At 51.3% G+C, this 3,876-nt stretch carries 2 protein-coding genes; both read left to right on the top strand.

The annotated features are described in order from the left end of the window. On the top strand, window positions 1-357 hold a 357-nt coding region (locus V6D20_13500; GenBank protein HEY9816795.1), incomplete at its 5' end, for an NFACT RNA binding domain-containing protein. A 736-nt stretch (window positions 358-1,093) separates the two neighbouring features. Beyond that, window positions 1,094-3,876: hypothetical protein (locus tag V6D20_13495; protein ID HEY9816794.1), on the top strand; the 2,783-nt coding region annotated here is incomplete at its 3' end.

Here is a 3,876-nt window from a genome sequence, read left to right as displayed (position 1 = left end):
AGCGGCTTTGAAGTGCTGGTGGGACGCAATAATCGCCAAAACGATGATCTCACCAGCCGTCTCGCCACCGATTATGACCTGTGGTTTCACACCCAGCAAATTCCCGGCAGCCATGTGCTTCTCCGTCTAGATGCGGGCAGCGTTGCCGATGATGCCGACCTGCAGTTTACCGCTAATCTTGCGGCCTACTATAGCCGCGCGCGCCAGAGTGACCAAGCCCCAGTGGTCTACACGGCTCCCAAGCATGTCTACAAGCCCAAGGGTGCCAAGCCCGGTACCGTGATCTACAAGCATGAAACGGTGATCTGGGGCTATCCCCAACAGGTATCATCCTCAGCAATCGTCCGGATGCCGTGAGATGAACGGAGCTGTTAAGCTGTTGGGCGACTTAGATCTAGACCGAATCTCATGAAGCCGAATTTCATCAGATCGGAAGAGTCATGGTGCTGGCTGCTTGTCCTACAACCTACGGGTTGACGCACCACAATAGCTTAAAAAAATGGTGCTCTATGATGTCTTTTTCGGCTGAAATGGGAATCCTTTTCCCTAGTATCGCTGACGTATGGTGGTTGATTCCTTGCTTTGTTCAAGCAACATCATTGATGCAAGATTGACGCGATCGCCCCTGAGTAAACCTGCTGGATCACACGTTATGGGTTTCATTCATTTCACTTGGATAGCCCCCGGCAATGCTGTAACGATTCGTTGCCTATTGAGATGACGAGCCAGCCAATCATTCCAGGCTGAAGACCATCAGTGAGCAGATATGACCGCCTATGGTGTAACTCTCCCCATATCATCAGAGTTTGTTCCGCCCCGTGTCGATGTTGCGACAGATTGACCATGTCATGCCCAGGATGCTTGCCGCTCACTACAGATGTTGAACCTATGGCATGGAGGAGAGTTCAGGCGGCGATCGCCCCTATCAGATCGGACATCATGCCGTCTATTGGATAAACACCCTATTATCTCTATGCAGAGGATATCAATTAGGTTGCAGATGAAGAACTCCTGAGTCTGGAACAAATGCCCTAGGGTACCCATCAGCCAACGTATTCATTTCCGAGTCTAGCAAGGTTTAGAGGATATATTCATGGCAGACATAGCAGGAAATACCATTGCAACTGCAAATACCACCGCCTTCTCCAGCATCGGCCCTCGTCCCACCCGTGTTGTGGATAGGGTGGGGCCAAGCGATCGATTTGATTACTACCGTCTTCGCCTAACTGGGCGCACGAGCGTAGAAGTTACTCTGAATGGCTTGCGAGACGATGCGAATGTGCAGTTGTTGAATCGCCGAGGAGACATCTTAGCCCGCTCCATCAATCCGGGAACTAGCGACGAAGCGACCGGACGGACGCTCAATGAAGGTATTTTCTACCTTCGAGTATTTACACCCAATGCTCGTGCGGATACTCCCTATCGCCTCAGCGTCAGTGGATATGCTGATAATGCTGGAAATACCTTTAACCAAACCCTTGAGGTTGATCCTCAAAGTGGCCCCGCTGTTCAGGTTGATTACGTTAGCACAGCAGCAGATCGCAGCGACTTCTATGAGTTTGATCTCACCGATGTCCGGGAAGTTGATCTCTCCTTATTCGGGCTGGCAAGCAATACTCGCCTGGTTCTCTTTGATGGCGACAGACGACGGGTTGATGTTGCTGGTGGAGGCACTAGCGGTACGGAAGCTGGTATTAATCAGATCCTTGGCCCTGGCACCTACTTTGCCCGTGTCTTACCCATAGGGCCAGACGCTGCCACCACCTATCGCTTTCGGGCTATTGCAAGTCCTGCTCCGGATGGGGCTGGCGACACGTTTCCCGAAGCTAACAACTTAGGGGTACTGCCTGAACGTAGTGCCGTGATGCCTATTCCGACGATCGAGGAGTTGCTGAATGTCAATGATACGGATGTGTATCGCTTCAGAACGTCTAATCGAGCCGATGCCCTGCTCGACGTCAGCTTAAATCTCAGCAACGCCGATCTTGATGTAGATTTAGAGATCTTTGACTCTAACTTCCAATTGGTCACGTCAACCGTCGGCAGCAACACGGTTGCCCTCAGTGACGTTTCTTTGGCAGCGGATAGTATCTACTTCATCCGGGTGTCGAAGTTTGATAATGCGGATTTCAGTTTCTTCACCCTTGATCTAGAAACAGATCTCGATATTCCTGACCAAGCTGGCAATACCCCTGCCGCAGCGTTTAATATCAACAATGAAGCGTCTTGGACACCGGTAAACGGTTCCCGCAGCTTTGACCTTGGCGACTTTGTGGGGGCAGGTGTTGATGAGGACGATTACTACACCTTCAACCTCACCGAAGCCAGCTTCATCGATTTAAATGTAATTCCAGAAATTGGTGATTTAAACGCTACTGCGGACATTCAACTGTTTCGGCAAGGCCCTGGTGGTATCAATGACCTAGAACTGCTAGATACTGTTCGCCAGTTGGGTAATGATCCAGAGCAAGTTCAGGGGGTATTTGATGCCGGTACCTACTTCATTCGCGTTTTTCCAGAAGCACAGTCCTCGTTTGCTTTCTACGATATCTCCTTAGATGCAGCCTCCGTCTCTCTCACCCCTGCTTTCATTAAGGACATTGCCCCAGGTCTGCCCAGTTCCTCTTCCCTAGCTCAGCAAATGGCTGGGGTAGGCGGGAGCCTTTTCTTCTCAGCCAATGATGGATCAGGACAGGCCCTCTGGACGACGGATGGTACGTTTGAGGGCACTCAACAACTGCGGGAGTTCTCCAACATCGGTGACATGGTTGCGGTGAATGGATTCGTCTATTTCACGGCGGCGGATGCGGTGTTCAACAATGGTCTAGAACTCTGGCGCACCGATGGAACAGCGGTTGAGTTGGTTCGAGATATTCTTCCTGGAGAAGATTCATCTAGCATTAGCAACTTCACGGTAGTGGGTGATTTGCTCTACTTCACCGCAACAAATTTTGAAGATAACTTTGACACCAACAATGAAGTGTGGGTGGTGGATACAGCCTTCGCTGGGGTTAACCTAGCGAATAGCGCTACCTTGCTTGACGTCACAGGGGACGACGTAGGATCGACTCCTAGCGGATTGACAGCCGTTGGAAACTCTCTATACTTCCTGGCTGAATTTGAGGGAACTCCGCAACTCTTTAAGAGTGCCAATGGTGCTGCCCCAGTGGCCATTGATACGGGTAATGTTAACCCCTTGGGTAGCTTTGCAGAATTTCAGGGCTCGCTTTACTTCACGGGATCTGCTCCAGTTATTGCAGGTGGAACGCCTAACCTATTTACCCTAGATGCGAATGATGTCTTGGTGGAGGTTGATCCCCTTCTAACACCGATTCAGGCTGCAAACTTTGGTAATTTGACGGTGGCGGGCGGCAAGCTGTTCTTTACGGCAAGTGCCGAAGCGGGTCTTGAGCTCTACGCCTATGACCCAACGCTTAATGTAGGATCTCGCTCGTATTTGGTGGAGGATATTAATATCAGTCCCAACAGCAGCGCAAGTTCTAACCCCTTGCAGCTAACGGCAGTGAATGACCTCCTATACTTCTCGGCTGATGATAGTACAGGACGTCATCTGTGGGTGAGTGATGGAACGGGAGGGGGAACCGAGAAACTGCTCTTTAATGGCAGCCCGGTTGCAACTCCTACGAACCTGATCGCGGTGGGTACTACGCTTTACTTCACTGCAGATGGGGGGGCTGGGTCAGAGTTATGGCGGCTCTTCCCAGACGGTAGCGATGTGGAGCTGGTTGACATTGCTGGCGATGTAGCTTCGAATCCGGGCAACCTCACTGTGGTGAACGGACGCCTCTTCTTCCGAGCAGACACGCCGGACGCTGGACGTGAATTGTGGGTTGTGGGCTTGCCAGAGGAGGAGCA

This window comes from Candidatus Obscuribacterales bacterium (assembly GCA_036703605.1).
Taxonomy (GTDB): domain Bacteria; phylum Cyanobacteriota; class Cyanobacteriia; order RECH01; family RECH01; genus RECH01.
The sequence above is the reverse complement of the archived record's forward strand: the minus strand, read 5'-3'. Positions and strand labels throughout refer to the sequence as shown.